We start from the raw sequence: 2,082 nt of genomic DNA, 5'->3' as shown, positions 1-2,082 counted from the left end.
ATCAGCAACATCTTCAACAACAATAATTGTTGTATCATCGCGGCGAGGATCTCTACAAATCGAACAAGGATCAGTGGTATCGACATTTCCACAAACAGAACAAATGCAGACTTTATCTACAGCTGCTTGTATAGCTGCTCCTAAGGGCTCCAGCAATGTCTCCCTTTTTTTGATAAGGTAAAGTGCAGCACGACGCGCTGAACGCGGACCAAAACCTGGTATCCGCGCTAAAAGCTGAATGAGGCGCTCAATCTCAGGTCCTGCAATGTGCTTAGACATACTCTTATTCCAAGGTAATTAAATAAAATCCGATTTATGAGAACGGAAATTTGAAACCCGATGGAAGCGGTAAACCTGCTGTCATGCTTTTAGTTTTTTCTTCCATAGCTATTTCGATTTTTGTTTTGGCGTCATTATGAGCTGCCATAATCAGATCTTCCAGAATTTCAGATTCTTCAGGTTTAAGTAGTGAAGGATCAATTTTGATTGCTGTTATGGTATTCTTGCCGTTTAAGGTGACGTTGATAAGTCCACCGCCGGCAGTACCAATCATTTGCAGATTCGTCATTTCTTCTTGAATTTGCTGCATTTTTTCTTGAATTTCTTTAGCTTTTTTCATCATGCTCATCATATCACGCATAGGAATAGGTATCCTTATTCATCATTGATATCACTTTCATTTTTAAAGGTATTTGGGAGTAAATCAAGGTCGTTTTCCTGTTTATTTAAGCGAATATCGACAATTTTTGCTTCTGGGAAATGGTTGAGAATTTTCGCAATATCAGGATCTGCTTCTGCATTTGAAAAAAGAGTCTTTTGGACAGCTATACTTTCTTCTTGTAGGGTTGGTCCTCCTCCTTCATTAACAAAGGTTATAGTCCAGCGTTTTTCGGTCCATTGAGATAGCATTTTTTTTATATCACGAGCAAGTGAACGTGGAGCATTTTCAGCAAGCCTTAAAATAATATGCCCTGGTTCAAAAGAAACAGGATGAACAAATTCTTTAACAAGAAGTTTAAAAGGAATCTCATTGTACTGTTCAGCTAATTTAATAATATCATGCAAGGAATCAATAATTATGGTTTTTGGGTCAAAGATTTCCTCTGTTATTTGCGTGGAAAGATGCGGTAAATTTGCACTATTTTCAGCAAGGTTGACAGATTGAGCAGTTTCAAGAATTTTTGGTATTCCAGGGGAGTTAGTGCTTTCGGGAATTTCAACTTTTAGTGAAGCTTCCGATTGTAAGGAGCGATTTAATTGATTTTCGAAGGATGTTTTTAAATTTGGCTGGTTTAACGAAGCATTTGAAACGCGTGGAAAGGAACGGGCATTTACAGCTGCTATTTTTGTTGTATTACCCACACTTGTGGACTCTTGATGAGAAGAGTTTTCGACAATTGTGAGAGATGTTTTTTCTTGTGTAAGCTTTTTTAAAGCTTCATCAAGAGTTGGCAGATCGGCAGTATAAGCAAGACGAATCAATAACATTTCAGCAGCTTGAAGTGGGCGCGTGGTCTCGCTCACTTCCTGTAAGCCTTTGAGTAACATTTGCCAGTTTCGCGACAAAACAGGGACAGAAAGTTTTTTTGAGAAATCTAAACTTCTCGAATGCTCTATTTCAGTAAGCGAGAGATTTTCGGCTATTTCTGGTGTGAAACGTAAACGTGTGACCAGATGGTTGAAATCGGCTAATTCTGTCAATATGGTGAGAGGATCAGCACCTGCATCATATTGACTGCGTAATTCATGCAATGCATTTACAATGTCGCCCTTCATGATGAATTCAAAGAGATCAATAATGCGTGCCTGATCAACTAATCCTAACATTCCGCGCACTGCAACAGCGCTGATGTTGCCATTGCTATAAGCAATCGCTTGATCAAAAATAGACAGTGCATCACGTGCAGAGCCTTCCGCAGCGCGTGCAATCATGGAGAGCGCTTGATCTTCTACTTTTATGTTTTCATGTTTAGCAATCTGGCATAAATGCGCACTTAAAATTGCCGTTTCAATACGCCGTAGGTCAAAACGCTGGCAACGTGAAAGGATCGTAATAGGAACTTTACGAATTTCTGTTGTTGC

At 39.3% G+C, this 2,082-nt stretch carries 2 protein-coding genes and 1 pseudogene; all 3 read right to left on the bottom strand.

Annotation, left to right across the window (positions count from 1 at the left end; all coding sequences use genetic code 11):
- Positions 1 to 279 (bottom strand): annotated as a pseudogene (locus ACFIK8_RS08865) (recombination protein RecR); the annotation flags it as partial.
- A 34-nt stretch (positions 280 to 313) separates the two neighbouring features.
- On the bottom strand, positions 314 to 640 hold the full coding sequence (locus ACFIK8_RS08860; RefSeq protein WP_011179036.1) for a YbaB/EbfC family nucleoid-associated protein: 327 nt from the start codon (positions 638 to 640) through the stop codon (positions 314 to 316).
- Positions 641 to 654: 14 nt separating this feature from the next.
- Positions 655 to 2,082: DNA polymerase III subunit gamma/tau (locus ACFIK8_RS08855; RefSeq protein WP_375669208.1), on the bottom strand; the 1,428-nt coding region annotated here is incomplete at its 5' end.

It is taken from the genome of Bartonella sp. MR168JLCBS (assembly GCF_042194175.1).
This window is presented reverse-complemented; position numbering and strand designations above follow the sequence as displayed.